Genomic DNA, 26935 nt, shown 5'->3' with positions numbered 1-26935 from the left:
TCGCGACGTCCCCTACAGGGATTTTCACAGGAAGGAATAACCCACGAAAGCGACGGCGTCGATAAGAAAATGCGCTATGACCAGCGGCCATACCCGCCCCGTGCGGTGGTAGTAGTAGCCGTAGATTAAACCCATGATGATATTGCCAAAGCCAGCGGAAACTCCCTGGTAGAGGTGATAAGAACCGCGGAGAATGGAGCTTGCGGCCAGCGTGGCTGGCAGCGACCAGCGGGCCTGGCGCAAACGCGTCATCAGCCACATCACCACCACGGTTTCCTCCGCGAAGGCGTTGGCAGCGGCCTTGAGGAGGGAAACGGGAATTTCCACCCAAGCATTGGCGAAGTCGCCGGGGATGACCTCCTTGCTCCACCCCAAGTGCACCGCCGCGACATACAGGGCGAGCCCCGGGATGCCAATGAGGGCGGCAAGCCCTGCGCCTTCTAGCCAGTCGCGGGCGCGGTGGGCACGGGGCACAAAGCGGTCCTTGGCCAGCAGGAAAAGCGCTAAGGCTCCATAGGAAAAGAGTACGGCGGCCGAGCACAGCTGCAGTCCCATATCCACCCAAGCAAGGGAGGATTGGCTGGAATTGAGCGTGACCGATTGCTCGTCGAGCCGCTGCGGCGAGGCCAGGGAATTGATGAGGTTCAACACCGCCCGCACCCCGGAAATGCCAAAGGTGAGGGTGAGGACGATGAGTAGCTCGGCGCGTAAGGACTTGGTCATGGGTGGAGGATGTGGGCGAGGCCGAGCAGGGCGGCGTCGGAAAGCGTAATGCCTCCTAGGTGCACGCCTACTGGCGGGTGATTGGGAACGGCCCATGGCACGGAAATGGCTGGCAGGCGGGCCATGTTGAAGAGGGAACCCCACGGAGACCACCGGGTCTGGGCCGCGAAATTCTCCGCATGGGGCAGGGACAGGAAAGAACCAATACGCGGCGGGTCCGTGGTCAGCATTGGGGTGAGGATGGCATCGACTCCCCACTCTTGGGCCAGCAAGCCAGGTAGCTGCCGGACATGCGCCCGCGCCGCGGCCAGCTCAGCGGCGCTAACGCGCCGGCCCTGTTGAGCAATCCACTCCGCATAGCCCGCCGCCGGGTTAAGCCCCGCCAGGCGGGAGGTAAAGGTCGTGCGGAAATGCGCAAAGGTAGCTCGGGCCTGCGGATACGGGGAAATGGGCACCACGGTGAAGCCGGCTGCCTGTAGGCGTTGGGCGGCCTCGCGGGCGGCGCGCAGGTGGTGGGCATCGACGTTGGCATCGCAAAACAGCGGCTCTACGAGCAGGCCGATGCGGGCGCGCGGGGTGATCATGCGGTGGCCATGCAGAAAGGCATTATCGGCCACGGTCCGGGTGATAAAGCCCTGCACGCCCAGTTCATCACCTGCCGGTTTAAAGCCCACCACGCCGCAGGCCGCGGCCGGCACTCGGATGGAACCGCCGCCATCGCTGGCGTGCGCCGCGCGCAGCAACCCCCGCGCGACCTGTACCGCCGCTCCGCCCGAGGAACCACCCGGAGTGCAGCCGGGATAGAGGGGATTATCGGGATGGGGCAGGCCCACCGGCTCCGTATCCACGCGCAGACCCAACTCCGGGGTGGAGGACTTCCCGATGATGCGCGCCCCCTGCTTCTCCAAGGCCTCGATAAAGGCATCGCTGCGCTCGGGGTAGTAAGTGCGATCGACATTTCCCAAGGTAGTGGGCATGCCGCGGACATCGCAGAGATCCTTAGCGGAGAGGACCCAGCCGCTCAGCCGGCCTCGGCCGGAGGGCTCGCGGTCCACATCCAGGTAGGTGAAACCGTGCTCCTCGGGGGAAAGCCCGTGCAGATCCGCGCGGAGTTGTTCTACGGAAAAGTCCATGGGGCACCAGTCTAGTGGGCTAAGGTGACGTGCATGACTACCACCATCGCCTTCCTCGGTCCGGCCGGCACCTTTACGGAAGCGGCTGTGCATAAGTTTGCCGCGCACCTGCCGCAGGTAGAGACCATGCCGGTTGGCTCGCCTTCGGAGGCCGTGGCCGCCGTGCGCGCCGGGCACGCCGAGTACGCCTGCGTAGCCATTGAAAATTCCGTCGATGGCGCGGTCACCACCACCTTTGATGCGCTGGTTGAAGCCGAACCGGTGCAGATTTATCGCGAGGTGGATATCCCCGTGGCCTTTAGCATCATGACCCGGCAAGGCGCGGGCGACATTGCGCGGCTGAGCACCCACCCGGTGGCGTTCCAGCAAATCCGCGGCTGGGTAAAAGACAATCTGCCGGAAGTGGAGTTCGTACCGGCCAGTTCCAATGCCGCCGCGGCCGAGGCTGTGGCCCGTGGGGAGGCGGATGCCGCCGCAGCGCCGGCGCGGGCCGCCGAGATCTTTGGGCTGGAGACCATCGCCCAGGGCGTGGCGGACGTCGAGGGCGCCGCAACGCGCTTCGTCCTGGTGGGGCGTCCGGGAAAACCCACTGCAAGGACTGGCCAGGACCGCACCAGCGTCATCTTCACCCTGCCAAATGAACCAGGCAGCCTGGTGGGGGCATTGCAGGACTTTGCGCACCGCGGGGTGGACTTGTCCCGGATTGAGTCGCGCCCCACGCGGGAGGCCTTTGGCACGTACCGCTTCTACGTGGACCTCATTGGGCACATTGACGATCAGCCGGTAGCGGAAGCGCTGCGGGCCTTGTGGTTGCGGGCAGAGGACTTGCTTTTCCTCGGCTCCTGGCCGGCGGCAACGCCCGCGGGCAAGCCACCGCGCGATCTGGCAGCGGCGGATGATTGGGTAGCGCGGGCACGCAGGGGCCAATAATCTAGAAGCATGCCCGGAAGAATTATCCTGCTGCGCCACGGCCAGACCTATTCCAATATTTCCCGCTTCCTCGATACCCGCCCGCCCGGGGCAGAGCTTACCGAGCGCGGGCGTGACCAAGCCACGGAGGTAGGCCAGGAACTTGCGCAGTTGGTGGGCGAGCGCGAGGTGGAGTTTAAATGCTCCATTGCCCTGCGTGCTCAGCAGACCGCGATGCTGGCGGCACGCGCCTTTGAGCAGGAGCGCGGTATGCCGGAATTTTCCCAGCGCGTTGACGTAATCTCCGGCGTGCACGAAATTTTCGCCGGTGACTGGGAGATGGACGGTAGCGAAGATGCCCATCGGTCCCACATGGTGGCTATGCGTGGCTGGTGCGATGGCGAGCGCGGCGCCGGGATGGAGGGCGGCGAGACCTTGGATGATGTGCTGGCGCGCTACCAGCCGGTGCTGGAGGGCATTGCGAAGCAGCTTGGCGACGACCACGATGTCATTCTCGTCAGCCACGGCGCCGCTATCCGCGTGGTCACCAAACACGCCACGGGTGTTGATGCCGACTTTGCCTATACCGGCTACCTGGCCAATTGTCGCTTTATGGTGATAGAACCGCGCGGCAAGGACTTTGGTGAGTGGACGTTAACTCGGTGGGCGGATACGGAGCTCTAGCCCCAGCCCAGGCGGTGCAGCTCCTCTTCTTCGAGGCCAAAGTAATGGCCGAGTTCGTGGAATACGGTGATCTTGACCTGCTCTGCTAATTCTTCCTCGCTGCCGGACCAGCGCTGCAGCGTGTTGCGGTAAATGAAGATCGCATCGGGCAGGAAACCGGTGTGATCGAAGGTGCGGTGCGGCAGTGCGACGCCCTCGTAGAGCCCTAGCAGCATAGGGTTATCGGGATTTTCATCTTCGACCAAGATGACGAGGTTGCGCATGCGGCGCACGAATTCCTCGGGGACTTGATCCAGCGCCTCGTTGACCATCTCATCGAAGCGCTCTTCTGATACCTCGACCATTAGGGCGCTGGGGCCGGTGCGTGGGCGGCGGACTCGGGTGCCGGATTATTGTCCTTGTCCTCACGCAGTGGATTGCGCTCGGGGCGTTCCTCCGGCGGTTGGCCGTCGATAGTCAGCGCCTGGCGGCCACCGGTAGCGGAACCGGTGATGGCAGAGAAACCGCCGCCTTCGCGGGCATGCACAAGGGAGCAATTGACGGATTTGGTGCCGCCATTCCACGAGGCCTCGGTGATAGAGCCCCAGAATGGTTGCAGCGTGGACTGGTAGAGCTGTTCCTCGCCGCCAAGGTAGTCCTCAGTAGCGGCGGTACACGTATCGGACAGGAACTTGTCCATATCCTTGCCGTCCGGGTAGCCGTCAGGGAACTGCTTGCCCACATCGATGACGGAAACGGTCTCCATTTGGTGGGGCTTAGCGCAGTCGACGACGTGCGGAACCTGCTTGTCATCGATGGCCAAGCACTCGCCCGGCTTGGCGAGGTTTGCCTGCTCGGAGGCCTCGACGTTGCCGGTAGTAAGCTGCGGTACGCCGTGATCATCGGTGGTTTGCAGGCCGCATAGCAAGGTGCGGTCGCCGCGATCCCAGGCGGACTGCGGCGGCAGAATGGACGCCACATCGTACTTACCATTCGGATCCCACTTACCGTGCAGGTAGCCCACAGTGGCGGATTCGCACAGCTCATCGCGCAATTGGTGTTGGCGGGTTAGCGCTGGGCGGGTGGCATCAGGGCCGAATTCGCTAGTGGGGTAGATGCTTAGGTCTTCGGTCTTGGAAACCTCGAAGCGGTGCTGTTCGGAGCACGGTACTTCCTTGAACCCAGTGGCGGAGCCATCCTGGGCGATGTCCCACGTCAAGCAAGCGCCGGCGGCCGCAGCGGTGAAGGGCTCCGGTTTAGGAGCGGCGGTTTCTGAAGTATCCCCACTATTGTGCTGCTGGGCAGCGGTAGTATCTTCGCCACCCGATTTGTGGGAGCTGATAACGCCATAGATGCCCATGAAAACGGCCGCCGCGATTGCCGCAATCAAGACAATCTGGACGGCCACAGCGGAACGCCACGCAGGTGATTTCTTCATAAGGCCCTTAATCTTACCTGTTAAGCAGGGTGCTGGCTAGATACTGTTCTCCCTAGCCACCCGGGTAGTCAGGCGGTAGCGGTCGGTGCGGTAGACGGAGGAACACCACTCCACCGGCCTATCACCCGAGCGGGAGTAGCGCACGATGTGTAGCAGTGGGGTGCCCACGGGGACGTCAAGAAGCGGGGCAGTGTCCGCTTCGGCTGAAATCGCCGAGACCGTTTGATCCGCATCGGTGATGGGGACGTCAAAGACGGAGTCGAGGATGGCGTAGACCGAATTGTAGGTGTCATTTTCTAGCAGGCTGGGCGCATACGTGGAGTTATACCAGCCGTCATCAATGGAGTAGGGCTCGCCATCGCCCAAGCGCAGGCGGCGCAGATGAATATGTTCGGTTTGGGCAGGCGTATCAAAAAAGAGGGCGGCATCCTCCGGGGCGCTGCTGCGTCCGCTGGTAAGGATTTTGGAGGAGGCAGTGACGTCTTGTGCGCCCATCTCATCCGAGAATGAGGCTAGGTGGAGCCGGGAGACAAGGGGATTGGGCGCTACGAAGGTGCCCTTTCCGCGGACGCGCCGCAGTTTTCCGGCCGCGACAAGATCCCCGATGGCGCGGCGTACCGTGATCCGTGACACGCCATAGGTTTCTTCAAGAAGCCTCTCGCCGGGCAAGATATCGCCGGGTTTGAGGGTCGTGCGGCACAATTCTTCGAGGATATCGTGCAATTGGGTGTGTTTTGGAACTGGACCGTCCGTAATTGTGCGGGCGGGGAGCTGAACGGCGGACATAAAGCCATCATAATTCGGTGGTTATTACCACCGCAAGACGTTGTCAATACGCTAAACTTACATTCGTGATTGATCTCAAGCTACTCCGCGAAAACCCCGACGTTGTCCGTGCTTCCCAGGTGAACCGAGGTGAGGATCCCTCCCTCGTAGACCAGCTCTTGGAAGCTGATGAGCAGCGCCGCACTGCTATCCAAAAGGCCGACGAACTGCGCTCTGAGCAGAAGGCTTTTGGCAAGAAGATTGGCCAAGCCTCCCCAGAGGAGCGTCCGGCACTGCTGGAGGGCTCTAATGAGCTGAAGGCCAAGGTCAAGGAGGCGGAAGAGGCACAGTCTGCCGCTGAGGCCAAGGTGGAAGAGCTGCAGTACAAGCTCGATAACGTGGTTGAAGGTGCCCCGGCCGGCGGCGAAGATGACTTCGTAGTGGTAGAAGAAGTAGGCCAGATTCCTGAGTTCGACTTCGAGCCAAAGGATCACCTTGAGTTGGGCGAGTCCCTCGGTCTCATTGACGTCAAGCGCGGCGCTAAGGTAGGCGGCGCTCGTTTCTACTACCTTACTGGCGATGGTGCCTTCCTACAGCTGGGAATGCTGATGCTCGCGGCGCAGAAGGCGCGCGAAGCCGGCTTCAAGCTGATGATCCCGCCAGTTCTGGTTCGCCCAGACATTATGTCCGGCACCGGTTTCTTGGGCCAGCACTCCGATGAGGTTTATTACCTACCGGCCGATGATATGTACCTGGTAGGCACCTCTGAGGTGGCCCTTGCCGGTTACCACAAGGATGAGATCATCGACCTCTCCAATGGCCCGCTGCAGTACGCCGGCTGGTCCTCCTGCTTCCGCCGTGAGGCTGGCTCCCACGGTAAGGACACTCGCGGCATCCTGCGCGTCCACCAATTCGACAAGCTGGAGATGTTTGTCTACTGCAAGCCGGAGGACGCGGAAGAAATGCACCAGCGCCTTCTGTCCATGGAAAAGGACATGCTTGCAGCCATGGAACTGCCCTACCGCACCATCGATATTGCCGGTGGCGACCTCGGTTCTTCGGCGGCCCGCAAGTTCGACAATGAGGCTTGGGTTCCTACCCAAGACACCTACCGTGAGCTGACCTCCACCTCGAACTGCACCACCTTCCAGGCTCGCCGCCTGTCCACCCGCTACCGCGATGAGAACGGCAAGACCCAGATCGCAGCTACCCTGAACGGCACGCTGGCGACTACCCGCTGGCTCGTTGCCATTCTGGAAAACCACCAGCAGGCTGACGGCTCCGTCGTTGTCCCTGAGGCCCTGCGCCCGTTCGTGGGCAAGGATGTCCTGACCCCGCAGTAAGTCCGCCGTCGTCCTGGAGAGTTATGAACGCTGCGACGAATTTCCTGTACCGCCAGATCACCCACATTGGCAGGGGGGTGACTCTGGCACAGGGGTTAAAAATGCGCCTTTCGGGGGAAGAAAATATCCCCGATAAGGGCGGCGCGGTGTTGGTCTGCAACCACACCGGCTACATGGATTTCCTTTTCGGCGCCTTTTTGGCCTATCGCAAGAAGCGTCTCGTACGCTTCCTGGCTAAAGCTGGAATCTTTAAAGCCCCAGTGGCGGGACCTTTGTTGAGGGCCATGCACCACGTGCCAGTTGACCGTATCGATGGCAGCGCCTCCTTCCACCAAGCGGTACAGCTGGCCAAGGACGGCGAACTCGTGGGCGTGTTTTCTGAAGGCACAATTTCCCGCAGCTTTGAAATCCGCAGCATGAAAAGTGGCGCCTCCCGCATTGCCTATGAGGCGGGGGTGCCGGTAATCCCGCAGGTCATTTTTGGTTCGCAACGCCTGTGGACCAAGGGACACAAAAAGAACCTGGGACGGACCAAGACGCCTGTCTTTATTACCGCCCTCGAACCGTACTATCCCACCGGTGATGCGGAGGCTGATACCGCGGAGATTCGACGCCGTATGCAAGAGGCGTTGGAAGGACTATGGGAGCAGTACGAAGCCGAATTTGGGCCCATGCCTGCCGGTGAATACTGGGTGCCCGCCCGTAAAGGTGGAGGGGCTCCTACCCTTGATGAGGCAGAAGCTCGCGATGCTGAAGTGGAGACCGAACGTCACCGCGTACGCCGACTGCGCGACGATCTAGTGGGCCTCAAAGAACGCGTCTCCGTTACTACGGTTGACTTAGTGCGCAATCACATGGCCGCCGCCAAGGGAACGGACGGGGAGGAGCCAAAGAATAAGGTGCGTACCGCCCCGGAGACCTTGGAGTGGATCAAGCACAACCTCAACGCCGTGGTTGAAGAGGCAACCCGCGGCTTGGATGAAGGTCGCGATAAGGTCGCGAATGTCATGGCGCAGCTGAAGTCGGATGTGGCGCAAACCCAAGTGTCCATCACGGCCAGCAGTAAGGAGATATGGGCCGGTTCCGTAGCAGAGCAGGGCCTGTTGGCGGCAGCTACCCAATCACGGCTTATCGTCTCGCGCTTGCCGCACCGCATGAAGGCGCAATTCTCTTCCATCCCCCGCGTGGTAGTGGCGCACAGCAGCGCGCTGAATTGGGAAGATGGCGCGCTGACTCCGCGATTGCACAAGGCTTTGGCGGAGATCTACCCGGCGGCCGAAGTCCTGATCGTGATATCACCCGCCGGTGAGGTGGATGTTCCGCAAGCCGTGTGGAGCGTTGTCCTTGATGAGGATGCTGTGCAGCCGCGTCTCGATACCAATGCACTCTCCGTCACTGCCGCGACCGCGGTACAAGGCGTGGAGCGCATCCTTGAAGATCTGCAAGCTAAGCCGGAGGAGGCCCTGGTTTTTGCTAACGAGCCAGGAGATGAGGATTTCCTTGACTGGATACCGGTGGTGGCTTTGGAAACTGCCCCTATTGAGGTGGTCAAGGGCGCCCAAGCGGTCACATATTCTGCGGAGAAAGCCGGAATGTCCGAAGTGCTTGAAGTGATGGCGAGGTTAGCGCAGAAATAGCGCGGGCTTTGCGTCTGCTTTGCACCCCCGCCAGGGGGTGCTTTTTCTTTTCGGGTGGCTAAGTATTTTAGGAAAAGTTACTGCTTACGGGCCTGAAACCTACGTGTGAGTAACCATCTGTGTAACTGACGCCCGTGACTCCTATCATAGGTTTAAGGAGATAAAATCTCTGCAGCCGTGGTGTGAATCTTTCCACCGAAACCACAATTTAACTGCTCTTAGCTGTGCTTTTGCCATCTCATTCATGGATTTATGGCGCAGGCACATGCAAGCACCAAGGAAGGAGATGCGGTCAGCAATGACCCAGCAAAGCAACCAATCCTTTAACCCCGAATACTTTGAAAATCTATGGAATGGATACGCAGATGAGGACTACGACGTAGTCATCATCGGTGGCGGTTCCGTAGGCGCTGGTGCGGCAGCGGACGCCGCTACTCGTGGCCTCAAGACCGCCGTCATTGAGGCACGCGACTTCGCCGCAGGTACCTCTTCTCGCTCCTCCAAGATGTTCCACGGTGGCCTGCGCTACCTAGCCATGTTTGACTTCCGCCTAGTGGCGGAGTCCCTCAAGGAGCGCGAGCTCAATATGTCTACCCTGGCACCCCACCTAGTGAAGCCGCTGAAGTTCATCTTCCCGCTGACCCACCACGTATGGGAGCGCGTGATGATGTTCGGTGGCTTTACTCTTTATGACCTCATGGGCGGTTCGAAGAGCGTGCCAATGCAGAAGCACCTCACCCGCAAGGGAGTGCTGAAGGTGACCCCAGGCCTGAAGGACGATGCCATTGTGGGCGGCGTGCGCTACTACGACACTTTGGTTGATGACGCCCGCCACACCATGACCGTGCTGCGTACCGCCGCCGAGTATGGTGCCGATGTACGTACCAATACCGAGGTCATTGGCTTTGACAAGGATCGCGGCGGCCGCATCGTAGGCGCGAAGGTTCGCGATACCGCCACCGGCCGCGAGACCACCGTGCGCGGCAAGGTCTTTATCAACGCCACCGGCGTGTGGAATGACAAGATTCAAGAGATGGCCGGCGTGGAGGGCAAGTTCACCGTGCACGCCTCCAAAGGTGTGCACATCGTTGTGCCCAAGGATGCGCTTGATGCAGAGGCAGCCCTGTGCTTCGTCACCGAAAAGTCCGTCCTCTTCGTTATCCCATGGGGCGAGTACTGGATCATCGGTACCACCGATACCGATTGGGAAAAGGGTCTCTCCTTGCCGGATCCGGCGCCGACCAAGTCCGATATTGACTACATTCTGGATCAGGTAAATCAGCGCGTACGCCGCCAGATCACCCGCGATGACATCGTGGGTGTCTACTCCGGCCTGCGCCCGCTGCTGTCCGGCAAGTCCGATTCCACCACCAACCTCTCCCGCAACCACGCCGTCGCACGCGTGGCCCCAGGCATGGTCTCTGTCGCCGGCGGTAAGTACACCACGTACCGCGTCATCGGTAAGGACGCCGTGGACCTAGCGGTGAAGGAACTGGGTACCAAGGTCCCAGAGTCCATCACCGAGCAAACCCCGATCCTGGGCGCCGCCGGCTATCACGCCTTGGCCAACCAGGTCCCATCCTTAGCTCGTCGCTATAACCTGAGCGAGAAGTTCATTGAGCACCTGCTCGGCCGCTATGGCTCTTTGCTGGGCGAGGTCCTAGCGCCAGCTACTGAGGACGCCTCCCTGCTCGAGCCAGTGCCAGGTGCCGAGTCCTACCTGTGGGCCGAGGTCCGCTACGCCGTCACCCACGAGGGTGCATTGCACTTGGAAGACATCCTGTCCCGCCGCCTGCGCATCGCCATCGAGTTCGGCGACCGCGGTGTGAACGCCGCCCCGGCCGTTGCTGATTTTGTAGCACCGCTGCTGGGCTGGAGCGACGCCGACAAGGAGCGCGAGGTATCCCAATTCAAGGCCCACACACAGGCCGAACTTGAAGCAGAAGCTGCGGTAACTGACCGTGAGGCCAATGACATTTTGGTACGCGCAGGATCCGCCCGACCTACCCAAAACGAGGTATAAGTTATGACCGGATTTGATGCATTCCTGTGGGAGTTTATCGGCACTGCGTTGCTGCTCCTTCTAGGTAACGGCGTATGTGCACTGGTGAACCTGCGCACCTCTGGCGCACGCGGCTCCGACTGGGTCGTTATCGCCCTGGGCTGGGGTATGGGTGTCTTCGTCGGTGCCAGTGTGGCCGATCCCACGGGCGGGCACCTTAACCCCGCCGTCACCGTAATGTTGGCCGTCAATGGCTCGCTCGAGTGGTCTCTGGTGCCGTATTACCTCCTGGGCCAGATCCTCGGCGCTATCCTCGGTGCCATCCTGGCATGGGCTGCCTTCAAGCAGCTTTTCGACGCCAATAATTACGACGACGCCGGAAACGTCACCGGCGCCAATAAGGACACTAACGGTATCTTCTTTACCAAGCCGGCACATCCTAAGAACGGCTGGAATGCGGTGACGGAGTTCATCGCCACCTGCGTGCTGTTGATGTTCATCGCCTTCGGCCCCACCGGCGGCGAGCTTGGCCCAATGAGCTACTTTGCTGTTGCTTTCGTTGTGGTGGCGGTTGGCCTTTCCCTTGGTACCCCTACGGGTTATGCCATCAATCCGGTCCGTGACCTGGGCCCGCGAATTGCTTATGCATTCATCTTGCCCATCCAGGACAAGGGCAGCGCGAACTGGGGCTATGCTTGGGTCCCCATCGTGGCCCCATTGGTCGCGGCCGTAGCCGTTGGCCTGTTGTCCGTTGCGCTCTAATTCCATCTTCGCATAGGAGACTAGACACATGACTAACAAGAAATACGTCGCCGCTATCGACCAGGGAACCACGTCGACGCGCTGCATCATCTTTGACCACAACGGCGAGCAGGTTGCCGTTGGCCAGCTCGAGCACGAGCAGATATTCCCGGAAAAGGGCTGGGTAGAACATGATCCGGAGGAAATCTGGAGCAATACCCGTCGCGCCGTCGGTGAAGCGCTTGCAAACGGCGATATCACCGTGGAAGACATTGACTCGGTAGGTATCACCAACCAGCGTGAGACCACCGTGGTGTGGGATAAGCACACCGGTAAGCCGGTCTACAACGCCATTGTCTGGCAAGATACCCGTACCACCGCCATCTGTAAGGAACTCTCGGGTGAGGAAGGGCCAGAAAAGTGGCGCCGCCGCACCGGTCTGATCATCAACTCCTACCCGGCTGGCCCAAAGGTGAAGTGGATCCTCGATAACGTCGAAGGTGCCCGCGAGCGTGCTGAGGCAGGCGACCTGCTCTTCGGCACCATTGATAGCTGGCTGCTGTGGAACCTCACCGGCGGCGCCGAGGGCGATGCCGGCCGCGAAGCGTTGCACGCCACCGACGTCACCAACGCCTCCCGCACCTTGCTGATGGACATCGAAAAGCTGGAGTGGGATGAGGAACTGTGCAAGGAAATGGGCATCCCGATGTCCATGCTGCCGGAGATTCGCCCGTCCCTGGGCGATTTCCGTACCGTGCGTGAGCGCGGCTCGCTCTCCGGCGTGCCTATCCGCGCCATCCTGGGTGACCAGCAGTCCGCGATGTTCGGCCAGGGTTGCTTCCGCGCAGGTTCCGCAAAGAATACCTACGGAACCGGCCTGTTCCTCCTGCTGAATACGGGTACTACCCCGAAGTTCTCCGAGAACGGCTTGCTGACCACCGTCTGCTTCCAGCGCGAGGGCGAGCGCCCCGTGTATGCCCTCGAGGGTTCTGTATCCATGGGCGGTTCCCTGGTGCAGTGGCTGCGCGATAACCTGCAGATCATCCCCAACGCTGCGTCCATCGAAAACCTCGCGCGCGAGGTTAAGGACAATGGCGGCGTCTACATCGTGCCGGCCTTCTCCGGTCTTTTTGCACCGTACTGGCGCCCGGATGCCCGCGGCGTCATCGTGGGCCTGACCCGCTTTGCCAACCGTAAGCACTTGGCTCGCGCCGTTCTCGAGTCCACTGCGTATCAGACTCGCGACGTCGCCGATGCCATGGTGGCGGACTCCGGTGTGGAGATTACCGAGCTGCGCGTGGACGGAGGCATGACCATGAATGAACTGTTGATGCAGTTCCAGGCAGATATCCTCGGCGTGGAAGTACACCGTCCGAAGAATATCGAGACCACCGCCACCGGTGCTGCTTTTGCGGCGGGCTTGGACCATGGTTTCTGGGATGACCTCAGCGTCTTGGGCAGCCAGGCCGGAGACATGAAGGTATTCAAGCCGAAGCGCGATAAGGAAGAAGTAGAGGCTCTCTACCGCGACTGGAAGCGGGCCATTAAGCGTTCCCTGGAATGGGAGGATAATGAGGATGAGGACCTCAGCTTCTAAGTCCTGACGTAAACTCGCGGGTATGGAGAATTTCCCTGCCCGCGCTCCTCGCCTCATCGCGAGCGATATTGACGGCACCCTGCTGGACCGCAACCACCGCGTCCCGCGTCGCAACCGTGACGCCGTGGCGCGGGCAGTTCAACAGGGTGCCTATTTTGCGCTTTCTACTGGCCGTCCGTTTCGCTGGATAGCCCCGGTGCTGGAACAGCTGCCCGTGCGGCCGGTATGCGTGACCTCGAATGGTGCTGTGTTGTATGACTCCGCAGAGGATCGGGTGATGTCCGCCCATGAGCTTTCGCCCGCCGCGTTGGCGGAAGTGGTGGACGTGGCCCAGACCGTACTGGGCACCGTGGGCTTTGGCGCGGAGCGGGCTGGGGGCTCGCTTGCCGACGCCGTCGAGGACCTCTTCGTAGTCGAGCGCCACTACTCCGAAAACGCCCTCTTTGAAGGCTTCGGGGTGGTCAGCATGGGCGAACTTGTGGGTCAGCCGGCGGTGAAGTTTCTTATCCGCAATACGGACTACTCCGCCCCTCAGCTGTATGAGCTCATCGCGCCCCATATCGATCCGGAGCTCGCGCACCTGACGTATTCCATGCAGGAAGGAATTCTGGAGGTTGCCGCGCCCAATGTGACCAAGCGCCGCGGGGTGGAATGGTTGGCTGAGCATACCGGCGTCGCCCAGCAGGAGACTATTGCCTTTGGGGATATGCCCAACGATATCGAGATGCTGACGTGGGCCGGCTGTGGCGTGGCCATGGAAAACGCCCACCCGGAGGTTAAGGCGGCCGCGGATGCGGTCACCGTGGCTAACCACCAGGCGGGCGTCGCGAAGGTGCTAGAGCGCTGGTTCTAGTCGGTGAAGATGTCTACCTTTTCCGTTTCGGTGTTGTAGACAATCTCGCCACCCTGGAACTTCACGCGGATTTCCTTGCCATTCTTTTCCTCGTTGGAGAGAGGCAGGCCGAGCTTGGAGGCATTATCGCCCTCGGACCACTTCTTGGCAATCTCACCCGTGAGCGCTTTGGTGCCGGACTCCTTGGAGGAGAGCACCACGCCATTTTGGAAGAGCTGGTAAAGGATCTTGCCGCCGTCGGTAGTATCCGGGCCGCCGACTGCTAGGCCTAGGACTGGGCCGAAAGCGTTGAGAACGGAGGTCCACGATTCCTTCAGGCCTTCGTTGCTGGAGACCTGGACAACCTTATTGACAATCTCCGGGATATCGCCGGTGGTCAGGTTGCCCGCCACCTTCTGGTCGGTGTCTGGCTTCTGCAGACGATCGTTGGCAATGAGGACGCCAAAGACCGCGGCCGCAATGCCGGCGAGGGCCGAGATGGTGGAGACCGGTACCTCAACATCGCCTAGCGAGGAGGTAATCTCGTCGCCCACCTGTTGCGGGGTCTTGGGGGCATTGGGCTTGGGAGACTTTTGCCAGTTCAGATCCGTACTGTTTTTACCGGACTTGATGGAATCCGCCTTGCGCTTGGTGTTCTTACGGATTTCATCCCAATGACGCGTGGTGTATTGGCCCGGGCAGGCCGTGTAGTGAAAATCATTATGGCCCGCGAACGCCGGCACGGTGGCCATGGTTCCCGCAGGGAACTTGGAGCCGTTGAATCCGCCGGAGTACAAGTTGGCCTTGCCCATTGGATCGATGCCAGAAATAGCGGCCTTCCAGCCGGCAATCTCGGCCACGGAGTTGAGCATCTCGCGGGAAGGCTCAGCCTGCTCGTAGTTGCCAATCATGGAAATGCCCCAGTTATTGGAGTTGAAGCCACCCACGTGGGCGCCCTGTACGGCCTTGTCCAGACCGCCGTAGCGGCCTTCGTAGATGGTGCCGAATTTATCCACCAGCACGTTGTATCCGATATCGCACCAGCCCAGGGTCTGCGCATGGTAGTCGTAGGCACCGCGTACCTGTGCCGCTGCCTGTGCTCGGGTGTAGTTATTGGCACCCGCGGTGTGGTGCAGGGTCATGGCCTTGATGCCATCGTCGTAGGTTGGCTGCTGGCAGCGCTTAGATTCGTCTGCTCCCCAGCCAGCGCGGGTGACTACCTTGGGCATGCCCGCGGTTTCTGCGGTGGGCTCGATGGCTTCGCCTTCTTGGGCGTTGCCGTCGATAAACACGGCGTCGAGATCCGCAACCTGGGTGCGCTCATCGGCCACGGGGGAGATATCGCCGACGTTGTACGCAAGCGGCGCGGGGCGGTTGGCATCAGCGCCCTTGGCGGCCTTGTCCAGGAGGGAGTCTTCCTTCTTGTCGAGGTTGGAACCGGTCACGAGGTCAACGTTGGCCATGGAAACCTGCACATCGTTGGTATCGCCCACGAAGATGAGTTCGGTGCCGTTCTTGCCCTCGGTGTAATTCATTGCATCCATGGGCAGCCACTCGCTCCAGGAACCGTCCTGCTGCTTGGAGCGGACGAAGGAGTTGATATCTCGCTTGCCCTCCCAGGTGACGGCGAACATGTTGAAGGTTTCGTCGCGGTGGAACTGCTTGACCGCGCGGCGGCTTTCGCCATCGCCCTGAGCGGCTACCGCTGGGTCATCGACGACGATGGATTCGCCGTCACTGAAGCTAGAGGAGGAATTTTTGACCTCAATGGGGCCGCCGTTGCCGGAGTCTTGGGTCTTGAGAACTTGCTGTCCGCCGAATGCGGCCGACACGGCGAGCGCGATGGAGGTGACCGCCGCGATGACGGGGGTGGACCATTTTGACCTGGTGGGTACTAGTCGACGTCGTTGTTGCACTGTTATCTCCCTAGGGTTGTGCAGCTGTAAAAACGGTTGCCAAAAGTTAAGAGTTGATAGTGATGGTACGTTTGTGACTTCTGTGAAATCTGTTGCGACACGCCGATGCGCCGTGTCAGCTGCCGTAGTGCAATAAAGTGGAGGCCATGACTTCTTATGACCTCATCGTTGTTGGCTCTGGATTTTTTGGTCTAACGGTTGCCGAGCGCGCCGCTAGCCAGCTGGATAAGAAGGTGCTCATTGTGGAGCGCCGCAATCACCTCGGCGGCAATGCCTACTCCGAGGCCGAACCCACCACCGGAATCGAGGTGCACAAGTACGGCGCGCACCTCTTCCACACCTCTAATAAGCGCGTGTGGGATTACTGCAATAAGTTCACCGACTTCACCGACTACCAGCACCGCGTCTTTGCCATGCACGATGGCACCGCCTACCAATTCCCGATGGGCCTGGGTCTTATTAACCAGTTCTTCGGCCGCTACTACTCCCCGGATGAGGCCCGCCAGCTCATTAAGGATCAGGCCGGCGAATTCTCCCCGGAAGAGGCGCAAAACCTGGAGGAAAAGGCCATCTCCCTCATTGGTCGCCCGCTGTATGAGGCCTTCATTCGCGATTACACCGCAAAGCAGTGGCAGACCGATCCGAAGGAGCTGCCGGCCGCGAATATCACCCGCCTGCCGGTGCGCTATACCTTCAATAACCGCTACTTCAACGACACCTATGAGGGCCTGCCTGTAGACGGCTATGCGGCATGGCTAGAAAACATGGCTGACCACGACAATATTGAGGTCCGCTTGGATACCGATTGGTTCGAGGTTCGCGAGGAGCTGCGTGCCGAGTCCCCAGATGCGCCCGTGGTCTACACGGGCCCACTGGACCGCTACTTTGATTTTGCCGAGGGCGAGCTGGGCTGGCGCACCCTCGACTTTGACTTGGAGGTGCTGGATACCGGCGATTTCCAGGGCACGCCGGTGATGAACTACAACGATGCGGACGTGGACTATACCCGCATCCACGAATTCCGCCATTTCCACCCGGAGCGCAAGGATAAGTACCCGAAGGATAAGACGGTCATCATGAAGGAGTATTCGCGCTTTGCCGATAAGGGCGATGAGCCGTACTATCCAATCAATACCCCAGAGGACCGCACCAAGCTGGAGGCTTATCGCAAGCTCGCCGCCCAGGAATCGAAGGAGAACAGGGTTCTCTTCGGCGGCCGCTTGGGTACCTACCAGTACCTGGATATGCACATGGCTATTGCCTCCGCGCTGAGCATGTTCGACAACAAGCTGGCTCCGTTCTGGAACGAGGGCAAGGCCATTGAGCAGGAGCGTGGCCACTAAGAGCTATGCTTAATCACCTCTGAGGAAAGGAGGTGACGGCATGGCTGACCGCCGCATGTGGAAAATGTCGCCGGAGCGGCTGCAGGAGCATCTGAAATTGCGTAGCCGCGCATCGCGCATTCCCGATAAAAAGAAGGAACAGTCCAAGAAGGCCTGCCGGAACTCCCGGCGGGCCTTTCCGCTTTTTGGTGCAGAAACTATTGGGTTATTCCCAACCGTTTGACTTAACCCAACATTAACTATTAAAGTTAACTGTAGGTTAACAATTAGCAAACGGGACAATAATCCGAGAAAGGGGATAACAATGAACCAGTTTGAAACCCTGCGCCAGGATCTGCACGAGAACTACGGCCACGAGTACACGGCCGTGGAAATCGATGCCAAGCTCGATGAGGTTATTGCCAAGCACACCAAGAAGGCGGAGCTCGATGAATTCGTGCCGCTTTTGGTGGAGCGCGAGGTGCGCGAGTACTTCGGTAATCACCGCATTCACGTCCGCTTTGCTGCTGGGACGAATAGTGCTCTGGCCCAAGCGGCAGCGGAGCTCACCCGAAAGCACGCCGGCGAGGCCCTCTTTGTAGATACCGCCGTTGCTCACCCAGAAAACGAAGCGGAAGGCCACCTTGCCCACGTCATGAACGAGCGCGGCATGGGCGAGGCCCCGAATAAGTACCTCGATGAGGTGCGCACGGTAGCGATGCCGGATTACATCGTGTTCTTGGGCCGCGAGATCGAGCGCGATGAGGCGGGCAAGGACATCAAAATCTGGGATATCGCTGCCGCGGATACTGTGGAGGAGGCGCGCGAATTGGCTGATGACCTCGAAGCCCGCGTGCTCTACATGCTCAACAAGCTGGGCATCGATCCGGTAACCGAGCCGGTCAACGCCTAGAAGCGATATGGGTTGGGCAGCTGGGAGGAGACGTTATTATTAGCCACCCAGAAGCCCGCAAACCGATAGGGCATGTAGTGCGTGCCCATACCGGGGCGCCATTCCGGCGTGCCCAAAAGTGGGGGAGTTTTGCGGTCGCGCTGCGGATATAGCCGTTCTGGCAGTGCGCTCACCATGGGGTGGTAGTCCTCGAGGACGCGAGCGAAGGCGGAGTCGAAGTCTTCCCGCGACAGAACCTGAGACAGGTCATTAATGCGCTGCGTTATCTGGCGCAAGCTGGCGTTATCGGGCTGGCGGGAGAGGGCCGCTTGGGCGTCGCCAAGCAGCCATTGCACCTCGCCCGCGCGCACCGCAGTATCGCCGGCGCAGAAATTTTCCAGGGAATCTATCTGCGCTGCGGCCGTATTGATCTGCTTGAGCGCTTTGTATGCCTCCTTGATGGAGGCAGCGTGCAGGGAATAGTCCTGGATGTTCTCCAGCGCCTTGAGCGTCGGCCGCGCATCAGTGTACTGGTTGACCAAAGAGCGCCACTGTACCTTCAGATAGTCGCCCGCCAAGGGGGAATGCAGGGCGTCAATCCGTGCCTCCGTGCGCTTGATGAGTTCCTCAGCCCCGTCGCGAGCGCCCTTAATATAATCGAAGCGCTTACGCACTCGGGCGCGGCGGATGAACAAGTAAGTAATGAGGCCAACCGCGCCCAGAACCACGAGCATCACAGTGGCTGCGATGAACATGGACCACGTGGGCGCATCTTGCGTATATTGCCGACGCACGGTGGTATCCGCGGCGGCGCGCGTTGCCAGGATCATGCCGACGGTATAGTCACCGTCCGCCAGCGCCGGCCGCATTTGGTCCAAAATGCCGTCTACGCGGCCCTCGTCATAAATCTTGATGTCCTGGCACACCTCTGTGCCACAGTGCACGGCCATACTATTGGGCTCAAAACCAACCGCGATGACGAGCACATTTTTCTGTAACTCACTTCCGCTGATGAAATGTGGATGCTCGCGGGCCAAGTCTTGGAATAGAGTCCGGGAAAAATCCTCGCCTGAATTCGGATACGTAGCGTAGAGAACCTCGTGCACGGAATCCGGCAAATGCATGGACTGTGCTTGCGATTTAATGGCGTCTTCGTCCGAATTGCTGAGGATTTGGGCGTGGTCCAGAAACTCCACCGCGGGCTTTTCCTCTGCGATAGCGGCGGGCGCGCTGGCTACAGTGAGAAGACCTACTGCTGCCACGCAAGGAACCCATCTCATGAGGTTCCATCATACGGGCTCCGCGTGTAAACCGTAGTACTTATGCAAAAGCAACTACGCTAAATCGCTGACTACTGTTTATACCGTTTGGAGAATCGAAGCTATCGTGACTGCCAACAACACCCAGGCCCATGAGCCCCTGCAGCGCATCCTGCTGCCTAAGCGCGGCGAGCCCTTTGATGTGCGGATGCTCTACCTCATCGAAGCCGAGCAAAACCGCGAACGCCTCAGCTGGTTTAACCGCACCTCCGTTACCATCCCGGCCGGCGAGGAAGCATCTTTTGAAACCTACTTCAACGCCTTCCCAGCCTCCTACTGGCGCCGCTGGTCCCAGTTGCGCTCCGTAATCCTCAGCCTAGACATTGAGGGTCAAGCAAATATTTCCCTCTACCGCTCCAAGCAGGATGGCCAGCGCATTTCCGTGTCCAACCACCTGGTAGGCACCGGCCACCACGAGTTTGAGCTGCCGCTTAAAAACTTCGAGGACGGCGGCTGGCTGTGGTTCGATATCACCGCCGAGCAGGAAACCACGCTTGCCGACGCCGCCTGGTGCTCCCCCCACGCCCCTGGCCCACAGCTGCTGCCGGACGGCACCGAACAACCGGCGCAGGACAAGCGCGTGGCAGTCGGCATTCCTACCTTCAATCGCCCAACCGATGCCGTGGCAGCACTCAAGGCATTGGCCGAAGATCCGGTGGTAGATGAAATCATCGACTTCGTCCTCATGCCGGACCAGGGCAACCAGCACCCCGCTGATGAGCCGGGTTACGACGAGGCAGTGGCCCACTTTGGCGATCGTTTCCGCGAATTCCGTCAGGGCAACCTGGGCGGCTCCGGCGGCTACTCCCGCATCATGTACGAGGCGCTGGAAAATACCGATTCGCCCTTCATCCTGTACATGGACGATGACATCGCTATCGAGCCGGACTCCGTACTGCGTGCGGTTCAGGCGGCCCGCTACGCCGCCAAGCCCATTGTCGTCGGCGGCCAGATGCTTAACCTGCAGGAACGCTCCCAGCTGCGCACTACCGGCGAGCAGGTTAACCGTGCCGATTTCATGTGGGGCGCGGCGCCGCACGCCGTCTACGACCATGACTTTGCCAAGTACCCGCTGCGCGCCATCGGCACCCGCGAGACTCACCTGGATCCTAAGAAGTACGATTCCCGCGCGCTGCACCGCCGCGTTGATGTGGAGTACAACGGCTGGTGGATGTGCCTCTTCCCGCGCATCGTGGCAGAAACCAACGGCCAGCCGCTGCCGCTGTTTATCAAGTGGGACGATACCGAGTACTCCCTGCGCGCGGCTCGCAATGGCTTCCCCACGGTGACCTGGCCGGGCGCCGCTATCTGGCACATGGCCTGGGCCGACAAGGACGATGCCATTGACTGGCAGGCCTACTTCCACCTGCGCAACCGCCTCATCGTTGCCGCGATGTACCACGAGGGGCCGGCCAAGGGCATTACCAAGTCCATCTTTAAGTCCACCCTCAAGCACACCATGTGCATGGAATACTCCACCATGGCCATCCAGATTGAGGCCATGCGGGACTTCCTGGCCGGACCGGACCATCTCTTCGACATCCTGGAGTCTTCGCTGCCGCGCATCGCGCAGATTCGCAAGAACTACTCCGATGCCGTCATTCTGGAATCCGCCGATGAGCTGCCGGCTCCCACCGGCGCGCCGGGCGTACCCACCCGCAATATCGGCGGCCGTCTGGCCAAGATTAAGAAGATCCCGTGGGCCATTAAGGGCCTCAAGCACCTCGTCAGCAAGGAAGACGCTGCGCACCATGAGGCGCCGCAGCTCAACCTCACCCCGGACGAGGCCCGCTGGTTCACCCTGTCCCGCGTAGATTCGGCCACCGTATCCACCGCGGGTGGCACCGGCGTGGCCTTCCGCAAGCGTGATCGCGACCTAGCCAAGGACCTCGTGACCCAGACCCGCGAACTGCTGAAGGAAATCGAGGAGAACTTCGATGACCTGCGCGCCGAATACCGCGCGGCCCAGCCCGAGCTGACCTCGCGCGAGTCCTGGAAGAAGGTCTTCGATGCCCAATAAGCTTTCCGTAGCCGAATCGCGCGTCCTCGAATCCATCCAGGGTGCGGCCTTCGACGTGCCCGGCGTGCTTCCCACCGCCCGCGGGCTTAGCCACTGGGGCGAGCATGCCTTGGGCTGGATGGGCAGCGCTGCGGTAGGGGCCGGCGTCGACAAGCGCCGCCGCGAAGGCTGGGTCCGTGTTGGGGCCGCCGCCTTCCTCGCGCATGCCGCCAGCGTGGTGCTCAAGCGCATCGTGCGCCGCAAGCGCCCTGATTATCCCTACGTGCGCGTGGGAGTAAAAACGCCCTCCAAGCTCTCCTTCCCCAGCTCGCACGCGACTTCGACCACCGCATTCCTAGTGGCGGTAAGCCGCCTTACCGGCCGCAAGGCGCCCCTTTTCGGCGTGCCGGTAATGATGGCATCGCGTATGGTGCTCGGAGTGCACTACCCAACAGATACGGCCGTGGGTGCGGCCATCGGCGCTGCTACCGCGGAGGTCGTGATGAAAGGAATGAAGCATGAGTGATGATGGAAACCAGCACTTTTTCCATTCGGAACCGCACACCTCTGGCGTAGATACCGGCCGCAAGCGCAAGCCGCCGAAGAATCTTGTCGATGGCATGATTAAGGCCCTGCGCCCCAAGCAGTGGGTCAAAAACGTCCTGGTGCTGGCCGCCCCCGCCGCGGCCGGCGCCGATGCGCTGTTCCATGGCCGCGTGCTTCTCGACGTCCTCTTGGCCTTCGTCGTCTTTTGCCTCGGCGCTTCCTCCATCTACCTGATTAACGATGCGAAGGACTGGCGCGAGGACCAAGAGCATCCGACCAAGCGCTTCCGCCCGATTGCCTCTGGCGTGCTGCCGATTAAGCTCGCCTATGTCATGGCCGTGGTGCTCATCTGTCTCTCCATTGGCCTGTCTTTCCTTGCCACCGCCGGCCCGCAGCTGGCTATCGTGATGGCGATTTATATCGCGTTGCAGTTGGGCTATTGCTTTGGCTGGAAGCATATGCCGGTGATCGATATTGCGCTGGTGTCCTCCGGTTTCATGCTGCGCACTATGGCCGGTGGCGTAGCCGCAGGCATCGAGCTGTCCCAGTGGTTCTTGCTGGTGGCGGCCTTCGGTTCGCTGTTTATGGCCTCCGGCAAGCGCTACTCGGAAATCCTGTTGGTAGAACAGACCGGCGCGAAAATCCGCAAGTCCTTGGAGGGGTATACTCCCACCTACCTGCGCTTCGTGTGGACCCTAGCCGCCACCGCTGTGGTCATCTGCTACACCTTGTGGGGCTTCGAACTCGCAAATGACGCCCAGACCGGTGGCGTGTGGTACCAGATTTCCATGGTGCCGTTTACCATCGCCATCCTCCGCTATGCGGCCGATGTGGACCGCGGCCAGGGTGGCGCACCGGACGAGATTGCACTGGAGGACCGCACTTTGCAGGTTCTCGCCTTGGCTTGGCTTGCCTGCATTGCCATGGCGGTTTATATCATGCCGTTGTTCTAGACACAGCGGAATCGATATAGAAATTTTCTGCGGGGCTGATAAACTTTCTCCCCGTGCTTAACATCGACCACAAGAGTATCGCCCGCTGGAGTACCCCAGCGGTCATTCTTGTGATCGGTGTTTTATCTTTCTGGGGCGGCTTCGCTCGCCGCTGGATTTCCGATGACGGCCTCATCGTCCTGCGTACCGTGCGCAATCTCGAAGCTGGAAACGGGCCCGTGTTCAATATGGGCGAGCGCGTGGAGGCCAATACTTCCACGCTATGGCAGTACCTCATCTTCCTCGTGCGCTGGGTCTCCCACGCAAACCTGGAAGGCATCGCCATTTACTTGGGCCTCTTTTTGGCGGTAGCGGCAATGGTTGTGGGCACGGGGGCGTCGGCAAGCATGCGCTCTGGAGCGGTCCTTCCGGCCGGCGCACTTGTGTATTTGGCCCTGCCACCGGCCCGCGACTTCTTTACCTCCGGCCTGGAATGGGGACTGTGCATCTTCTACCTTGCGGTGCTGTGGTGGCTGTTGCTGCGGTGGTCGCGCCCGCGCCGCCACTCCGGGAGCAATAGTGAGGCCTATTGGCTCGCCTTCTGGGCCGGACTGTCCTGGCTGGTGCGCCCAGAGCTCGCCCTGTACGGCGGCCTGGTGGGAATCGTGCTGCTCGTATCCCACCGCTGGTGGAAGATACTTGCCGCCGCAGTGCCGTTGCCGTTGGCCTATGAGATTTTCCGCATGGGTTACTACGGTCTGCTGACCCCGCACACGGCCGTGGCCAAGTCCGCGGCGGGTTCCGAATGGAGCAAGGGCTTTAGCTACTTAGCTGATTTCGCCGGCCCGTACTGGCTCTTCCTGCCGCTTGTCGTGCTTGCCATTGCGGGTCTGTGGAAGGCGGACCTGCGCCCCACGGCTCTGCGATCCACCGCCACTGCCACGTATCTTTTTGTGGGCGCGGCGCTCATCCATACGTTTTACGTCTTGCGTGTGGGTGGAGACTTTATGCACGGCCGCATGCTGCTGCTGCCACTTTTTGCGTTTCTGCTTCCGATTTTTGTCGTTAGCGTACGCATGTGGATCGTATCCGTCCTCTGCGCGGTGTGGGCGCTGGTTATCGTTCTGCGCGGCCATCCGGTGGATCGCAGCATCTATGCGGATGAAATTTCCATCGTGGACGAGCGTGATTTCTGGACCTACGCTACCCAGCGCCAGGATCCTCCCATGCGCGCCGAAGAGTTCCTTGGTGCCAAGTTTATGGAGGATTACCAGGAGGGAATCGACGAGCTAGAGGCCGGCGACGCCATGACCTTCCGCTATATCAAGGGCGAAGATAGGTTCTCGTGGACGGCCACGCCGGCAGACCCTTCGCGTACCGATCCGCCGACCGTTTACCTGCTTAATTTGGGCCTGTCGTCCATGAATGCGCCGCTGGATATTCGCGTGCTGGACAATATCGGCCTCAGCAACCCTTTGGCGGCGCGCCAGCCGCGCATCGAGGGCGGGCGCATTGGGCACGACAAGAGCTTGGATATGTCGTGGCAGGTGGCAGATTCCGCGGCCGATATCGACGAGATCCCGGCGTGGATTGATAAGTACGAGGCGGCCAAGGCTCGCGCCGCGCTTGCCGACGCCGATTTTCAGAAACTCTTCGCCACATACAGGGAACCCCTAACTTGGGACCGTTTCTGGAAAAATATTAAATTCTCCCTGACCGACGGCCGGACCCTCACTTTTTCTTCTAATCCCTCTGACTACCTGCATTAATCCCTTTAAATGCAGACTTTAGGGGGAACCTAAGTTACACTATTCTGTGACATTGTTATCGATCCGTGACGTTAACGGTATACAGGTTCCGGACGATAGAACTTAGTGACAATCACCGAGTAGTTTGAAGGAGAAAGATGACTGCATCCATCAAGGGTCGCGTCCTTTCAGTCATCATGGCAGTTGCCGTAGCTTTGGGCCTGGCCGTCGTGGCAGGTTCCCAGCCGGCAGAGGCAGCCAACCGCGACTGGCTGCGCCGTGACGCCACTGGTACGTGTGAGTGGGACAAGGTTGGCTGGTGGGTCCAGCGTTGCGACGTTTGGTCCCAGGCTATGGGCCGCACCATCCCGGTGCAGGTTCAGCCGGCAAAGCGTGGCGGCAATGCTGCCCTTTACCTGCTAGATGGCCTGCGTGCCACCGAGCGGACTAACGCATGGGTAAATGACGTTAATGCTGCCAAGACTTACGAGCCGCACAACATCACCCTCGCTATGCCCGTCGGTGGTGCTGCTTCCTTCTACGCTGACTGGCAGGGTCCTGCTACCTACGACCTGGAAAATCCGGTCAACTACAAGTGGGAGACCTTCCTGACCAGCGAGCTTCCTGGCTACTTGGAGCGCAACTTCGGTGTTGCCCGCAACAACAACTCCATTGCTGGCCTGTCCATGGGTGCCGGTGCCGCCCTGACCCTGGCTGCAAAGCACCCGAACCAGTTCCGCCAGGCAATGTCTTACTCTGGCTTCCTGACCACCACGGTCCCGGGCGCTCAGACCATGATGCGCTTTGCCATGCTGGATGCGGGCGGATTCAACATCAACGCTATGTACGGTTCCCTGTTTAACCCGAAGCGTTTCCAGAACGATCCGCTGCTGCTTATTCCAAAGTTGCGCAATACCAACCTGTACATCTCCGCAGCTTCTGGTGTCCCAGGCGCCGGCGATAGCCACTACCTGCCGGAGCACCAAGCGGCAGGTGCTGCACTCGAGTTCGGCTCCAATATCACCACCCGCGTGTGGGAAGGCGCCGCTCGCCTGCAGGGCCTGAACCCGACCGTGGACTACCCGGCCCAGGGGCTGCACAACTGGGAGCAGTTTGGCTACCAGCTCAACCGCTCTAAGCCACAGGTGCTTAACGTCATGAACGCTTGGTAAGTCTTGCGGCCGAATCCCCTTTCTTAAGGAAAGGGGATTTTCTTTTGCGAGTCGTATCGAACAAATATCCGTCTAGCTATTGCGGGTGCCACGGCGTTGCGCTAATCTAGGGGTGTCAGTTCGATTGGGTGTGCGAAATTTTTCAGAGGGGGAGCTTTCGTGACTACTGCTACCGCACCACCAAAACAGGCGTATTTTTCTACCAATGACATGGAAGACACCGTGTGTGTCATGGCCATGGTGCAAAGAATTCAATCATGGCAACTGTTCCAGGCAGTGTTGCCACAGTTAGAAGACGACGTTGATTGCACATTGGCCGTGTTGTCTAGGAGGCTCGGTCTTTCGCGATGGCGGGTATCAAGTGCGATCCAAGCCCATTTCCGGATGCGCGAATTGCCGCTTACTACCGCAGTACAAACAGAACATTGGATTTTGGACCTTCCGCGACTCCAAGTCATTGACGTGGAATTACGTCCCCTCGGTGAGGACGAAGTGCAGATCCAACTGGTTGATGCGGCCTTGGCGGATTTCCTCACGCCCAAAGACCCAGGGCAGCACGTGCCGACGGAACCGGAAATCCGAAGTTTCCTGCGCGGATTCCTTGATGGGCTGCTGAAGCCCGATTTGTCGGCGCAAATCGAGCGTGCAGTCTCGGTGTCCTATTCGGGTGGACAAGCCACGATCGTGTTGAAGACAGATAAGGCTACTGCGGCGGCAATCTCCAGGCATGTTGATAAAGCGGCAGCACAAGACGGGGTGTCAAAGGCGCAGGCGCTGGAAAATCTGATCTTTAACCGCACTAGTACCAAGGTGGTGATTAACACCTATCGTACCGGCGAGGATCCCTCCCGCGTTTTTATTCCTAGCGCCGGATGGTGCGATCTGGGAGAGGACTTAGCACATGACTCTGCGGTGCGAACTCTAACCGCCGAGGACGTCACAAAGTATGTACCCTCAGAAGAAATCCGTGCCTGGGTGCAGGGGCGGGACGCGATCTGCCGGTGGCCGGGGTGTTCAATGCCAGCGCACTATTGCCAACTGGATCACCGAGTGGAGTACGGCGACAAAGGGCCTACCAGTGTGGGAAATCTGGTGAGCCTGTGCCAGCATCACCATAACGTGAAGACGGATGGTCGGGTGCGATACATCATGGACCCGTTTACCGGAGATATTGTCTGGATGTTTGAGGATGGCACTTACGAAGTGGACCGAGCGGCAGGTCCTCTCGCACCCCGGAATATTCATTGGAAGCTGACGTGGGAGCGATTCCTCAAGCTTAGGAGGGGATCATTGCAAGGCTTGTGAG

Annotated in this window: 24 protein-coding genes; 17 read left to right on the top strand and 7 right to left on the bottom strand. The window is 60.0% G+C overall.

What is annotated here, in order from left to right:
- Nucleotides 1-24: 24 nt before the first annotated feature.
- Together MHY22_RS06590 and MHY22_RS06585 are read right to left on the bottom strand one after the other, a co-directional pair.
- Entirely contained in the window at nucleotides 25-723 is a 699-nt protein-coding gene (locus MHY22_RS06590) for a CPBP family intramembrane glutamic endopeptidase (protein WP_239278625.1), read from the bottom strand.
- The gene (locus MHY22_RS06585) at nucleotides 720-1856 is read right to left on the bottom strand and encodes an amidase (RefSeq protein ID WP_239278624.1); all 1137 of its coding nucleotides are present in this window, start codon (nucleotides 1854-1856) and stop codon (nucleotides 720-722) included. Before MHY22_RS06585 ends, MHY22_RS06590 begins: the two co-directional genes overlap by 4 nt.
- Before the next feature lie 33 nt (nucleotides 1857-1889).
- Here MHY22_RS06585 and pheA point away from each other — a divergent pair, with 33 nt between their 5' ends.
- Nucleotides 1890-2786, top strand: coding sequence for a prephenate dehydratase (gene pheA, locus MHY22_RS06580; RefSeq protein ID WP_239278622.1), 897 nt, complete (start codon nucleotides 1890-1892; stop codon nucleotides 2784-2786).
- Between the two features lie 9 nt (nucleotides 2787-2795).
- Nucleotides 2796-3449, top strand: coding sequence for a histidine phosphatase family protein (locus tag MHY22_RS06575; RefSeq protein WP_239278620.1), 654 nt, complete (start codon nucleotides 2796-2798; stop codon nucleotides 3447-3449).
- On the opposite strand, the gene MHY22_RS06570 is transcribed toward MHY22_RS06575, so the two are convergent.
- Genes MHY22_RS06570 through MHY22_RS06560 form a run of 3 tightly spaced genes read right to left on the bottom strand, consistent with a single transcriptional unit; the run spans nucleotide 3446 to nucleotide 5652 of the window.
- Complete coding sequence (locus MHY22_RS06570) at nucleotides 3446-3793, bottom strand: metallopeptidase family protein (RefSeq protein WP_239278618.1); 348 nt, start codon at nucleotides 3791-3793, stop codon at nucleotides 3446-3448. The genes MHY22_RS06575 and MHY22_RS06570 overlap by 4 nt on opposite strands.
- Nucleotides 3793-4866, bottom strand: coding sequence for a septum formation family protein (locus tag MHY22_RS06565; RefSeq protein WP_239278616.1), 1074 nt, complete (start codon nucleotides 4864-4866; stop codon nucleotides 3793-3795). The genes MHY22_RS06570 and MHY22_RS06565 overlap by 1 nt, the downstream gene beginning before the upstream one ends.
- A 36-nt stretch (nucleotides 4867-4902) precedes the next feature.
- Nucleotides 4903-5652 (bottom strand): GntR family transcriptional regulator, encoded by a 750-nt coding sequence (locus MHY22_RS06560; RefSeq protein ID WP_239278614.1) that lies wholly within the window; start codon nucleotides 5650-5652, stop codon nucleotides 4903-4905.
- Between the two features lie 65 nt (nucleotides 5653-5717).
- Here MHY22_RS06560 and serS point away from each other — a divergent pair, with 65 nt between their 5' ends.
- The 6 genes from serS to MHY22_RS06530 all read left to right on the top strand — a co-directional run bounded on the left by serS (nucleotide 5718) and on the right by MHY22_RS06530 (nucleotide 13804).
- The gene (gene serS, locus MHY22_RS06555; protein WP_239278612.1) at nucleotides 5718-6974 is read left to right on the top strand and encodes a serine--tRNA ligase; all 1257 of its coding nucleotides are present in this window, start codon (nucleotides 5718-5720) and stop codon (nucleotides 6972-6974) included.
- A 23-nt stretch (nucleotides 6975-6997) separates the two neighbouring features.
- A complete protein-coding gene (locus MHY22_RS06550) occupies nucleotides 6998-8611 on the top strand; it encodes a 1-acyl-sn-glycerol-3-phosphate acyltransferase (RefSeq protein ID WP_239278610.1) in 1614 nt (537 codons plus the stop codon).
- A 298-nt stretch (nucleotides 8612-8909) separates the two neighbouring features.
- Nucleotides 8910-10634: a glycerol-3-phosphate dehydrogenase/oxidase gene (locus tag MHY22_RS06545; RefSeq protein ID WP_239278608.1), complete on the top strand. Its 1725-nt coding sequence runs from the start codon at nucleotides 8910-8912 to the stop codon at nucleotides 10632-10634.
- A gap of 3 nt (nucleotides 10635-10637) precedes the next feature.
- Nucleotides 10638-11375: an MIP/aquaporin family protein gene (locus MHY22_RS06540; protein WP_239278607.1), complete on the top strand. Its 738-nt coding sequence runs from the start codon at nucleotides 10638-10640 to the stop codon at nucleotides 11373-11375.
- A gap of 28 nt (nucleotides 11376-11403) precedes the next feature.
- A complete protein-coding gene (gene glpK / locus MHY22_RS06535) occupies nucleotides 11404-12951 on the top strand; it encodes a glycerol kinase GlpK (protein ID WP_239278605.1) in 1548 nt (515 codons plus the stop codon).
- A gap of 22 nt (nucleotides 12952-12973) precedes the next feature.
- A complete protein-coding gene (locus MHY22_RS06530) occupies nucleotides 12974-13804 on the top strand; it encodes an HAD family hydrolase (RefSeq protein ID WP_239278603.1) in 831 nt (276 codons plus the stop codon).
- Here MHY22_RS06530 and MHY22_RS06525 read toward each other — a convergent pair.
- Nucleotides 13801-15699, bottom strand: a complete 1899-nt coding sequence (locus MHY22_RS06525) for an N-acetylmuramoyl-L-alanine amidase (protein WP_239278602.1) — start codon at nucleotides 15697-15699, stop codon at nucleotides 13801-13803. The genes MHY22_RS06530 and MHY22_RS06525 overlap by 4 nt on opposite strands.
- A gap of 146 nt (nucleotides 15700-15845) precedes the next feature.
- Between MHY22_RS06525 and glf the strand changes: the two genes are divergently transcribed.
- From glf to MHY22_RS06510, 3 genes are all read left to right on the top strand, one after another.
- Entirely contained in the window at nucleotides 15846-17042 is a 1197-nt protein-coding gene (glf, locus tag MHY22_RS06520; protein WP_239278601.1) for a UDP-galactopyranose mutase, read from the top strand.
- A gap of 40 nt (nucleotides 17043-17082) precedes the next feature.
- On the top strand, nucleotides 17083-17265 hold the full coding sequence (locus MHY22_RS06515) for a DEAD/DEAH box helicase (protein ID WP_239278600.1): 183 nt from the start codon (nucleotides 17083-17085) through the stop codon (nucleotides 17263-17265).
- Between the two features lie 81 nt (nucleotides 17266-17346).
- Nucleotides 17347-17934: a three-helix bundle dimerization domain-containing protein gene (locus tag MHY22_RS06510; protein WP_239278599.1), complete on the top strand. Its 588-nt coding sequence runs from the start codon at nucleotides 17347-17349 to the stop codon at nucleotides 17932-17934.
- Here MHY22_RS06510 and MHY22_RS06505 read toward each other — a convergent pair.
- Nucleotides 17931-19175: a hypothetical protein gene (locus MHY22_RS06505; protein ID WP_239278598.1), complete on the bottom strand. Its 1245-nt coding sequence runs from the start codon at nucleotides 19173-19175 to the stop codon at nucleotides 17931-17933. The genes MHY22_RS06510 and MHY22_RS06505 overlap by 4 nt on opposite strands.
- Nucleotides 19176-19299: 124 nt before the next feature.
- Here MHY22_RS06505 and MHY22_RS06500 point away from each other — a divergent pair, with 124 nt between their 5' ends.
- The 6 genes from MHY22_RS06500 (at nucleotide 19300) to MHY22_RS06475 (ending at nucleotide 26934) form a co-directional block, all read left to right on the top strand.
- Nucleotides 19300-21252 carry a glycosyltransferase gene (locus MHY22_RS06500; protein WP_239278597.1) on the top strand — a complete coding sequence of 651 codons (1953 nt, stop codon included), beginning with the start codon at nucleotides 19300-19302 and terminating at the stop codon, nucleotides 21250-21252.
- Nucleotides 21242-21757 carry a phosphatase PAP2 family protein gene (locus tag MHY22_RS06495; RefSeq protein ID WP_239278596.1) on the top strand — a complete coding sequence of 172 codons (516 nt, stop codon included), beginning with the start codon at nucleotides 21242-21244 and terminating at the stop codon, nucleotides 21755-21757. The genes MHY22_RS06500 and MHY22_RS06495 overlap by 11 nt, the downstream gene beginning before the upstream one ends.
- Nucleotides 21750-22730: a decaprenyl-phosphate phosphoribosyltransferase gene (locus tag MHY22_RS06490; protein ID WP_005327057.1), complete on the top strand. Its 981-nt coding sequence runs from the start codon at nucleotides 21750-21752 to the stop codon at nucleotides 22728-22730. Before MHY22_RS06495 ends, MHY22_RS06490 begins: the two co-directional genes overlap by 8 nt.
- Nucleotides 22731-22783: 53 nt before the next feature.
- Nucleotides 22784-24478, top strand: coding sequence for a hypothetical protein (locus MHY22_RS06485; protein ID WP_239278595.1), 1695 nt, complete (start codon nucleotides 22784-22786; stop codon nucleotides 24476-24478).
- A gap of 137 nt (nucleotides 24479-24615) precedes the next feature.
- The gene (locus tag MHY22_RS06480) at nucleotides 24616-25629 is read left to right on the top strand and encodes an alpha/beta hydrolase family protein (protein ID WP_239278594.1); all 1014 of its coding nucleotides are present in this window, start codon (nucleotides 24616-24618) and stop codon (nucleotides 25627-25629) included.
- 159 nt (nucleotides 25630-25788) lie between these two features.
- Nucleotides 25789-26934, top strand: a complete 1146-nt coding sequence (locus MHY22_RS06475; protein ID WP_239278592.1) for an HNH endonuclease signature motif containing protein — start codon at nucleotides 25789-25791, stop codon at nucleotides 26932-26934.
- Nucleotide 26935 lies beyond the last annotated feature (1 nt).

Origin of the sequence: Corynebacterium sp. ACRPO, assembly GCF_022347205.1 — a bacterium.
Lineage (GTDB): Bacteria > Actinomycetota > Actinomycetes > Mycobacteriales > Mycobacteriaceae > Corynebacterium.
This window is presented reverse-complemented; position numbering and strand designations above follow the sequence as displayed.